The 1370-nt window shown below is 32.0% G+C and carries 1 protein-coding gene; it reads right to left on the bottom strand.

What is annotated here, in order from left to right; translation table 11 throughout:
* Nucleotides 1-760 precede the first annotated feature (760 nt).
* Nucleotides 761-1207: a hypothetical protein gene (locus AMS59_RS20180; protein ID WP_053485514.1), complete on the bottom strand. Its 447-nt coding sequence runs from the start codon at nucleotides 1205-1207 to the stop codon at nucleotides 761-763.
* Nucleotides 1208-1370 lie beyond the last annotated feature (163 nt).

Raw genomic sequence — 1370 nt, 5'->3', positions numbered from 1 at the left:
TTTCTTCTATAGTAAAATGTAAAATTATTGAATTGATAGAAAATCAACCACAAGTTATGGTGATGAGCCAATAATATGGAAAACGATAAATTAGTTGGTACGGCTTGTGGTAGTGATTTCTTCGCATAAGGTGAAATAGGCGGATCTATGGTAAAAGTAAAACCCATTAAGCTCGATATGATCCATTTCTCGAGTTCACCACTAATTTTGACTATTTGTACGAATTGCGGAGAAGTGGCTTCAATGTAAGTTAATTGAATTTTTTTTCGAAGGGAGCTTTTAAATGTTTAGCAAACTATCCATTATTTTCGCTGTAATTGGTGCTGTTCTATTGAGTTTCTCTTACATTTATTCAGCCAATTTTGAGATTCTTATGATATCTGGATTCGGTTTATTATTTATAAGTTTATTGTTAAGTCTTTGTGCTGTATTTAAAAGAGAACAGGAAAAATACAAAATTTTCCCTGTGATAACATTTTTCCTTTGTAGTTTCATCATTACTTGGTACGACCCATTTCAAATTGTAAGATTACTTACTTGGATGAAAAATTAATCGTTAGAAGTGTAAAATAATATGATGTAATTAGTTAGTAAAAAATAACTCCATCTTGATCACGCTTTATAAGAAATGGCGTTTTAAGATTGCTGTAATGTAAGTCACTCATGTTTGTTTTTCAAAATGAGTGACTTTTTAAATGCTCTATGTACAAAAAAAGACCGAATTGATTAATTTCATCTTGGTCATGATATTATATAATTTTTAAATTGCGGGTTTATGAATCCAATAATGCAAAGAATTTAAAATAAGCTTTCCTGAAGGTACAGTTATTGGAAGGAATATAAGACTGTAAATGACGCCCCATATCATTGAATCTTCTATATTAAAAGTATTTAAATTACCGCGCAATATCATTTCACTAATTAAAATACCCACTGTGCCAGTAAATAAGCTGACAATTAAAGTGACAAAGAAACTAATCCCCCACATTTTTTTATTTGGGATATTCTTTTGACAAGATAGATAATATCCTATTATGGCCATGGATAGAATCATAGGAATAGAAAATGCTATATATATCCAACTTGCTCCCCAGTAGCTTATACGACCTCCTGCTAAAGTATTCCCTACACTATTAAAAAGGTATGGAATAAAAACTGAACAAAAAATACCAATAGTAATTCCCTTTAAAATACCTTTTGCTTTCATACAAATTTCTCCTTCTTCTCCCCAATAGGTTGATAATATTGTCACATTTCAGGTGTGTTGATTAACCATTTTTATACATCCAAAGTGGCTGATTTCCGCTACGGGCTACTCGCTTTGTTGCTGACGCTTCGCTTTCGCACAGAGCAAAGCTTCCTGCGGGCGA

It is taken from the genome of Lysinibacillus sp. FJAT-14745 (genome assembly GCF_001275675.1).
Classification (GTDB): domain Bacteria; phylum Bacillota; class Bacilli; order Bacillales_A; family Planococcaceae; genus Lysinibacillus.
This window is presented reverse-complemented; position numbering and strand designations above follow the sequence as displayed.

Excerpts from the sequence above, each read along its gene's own strand:
- AMS59_RS20180 (WP_053485514.1), bottom strand. The coding sequence starts at position 1,207 with ATGAAAGCAAAAGGTATTTTAAAGGGAATTACTATTGGTATTTTTTGT.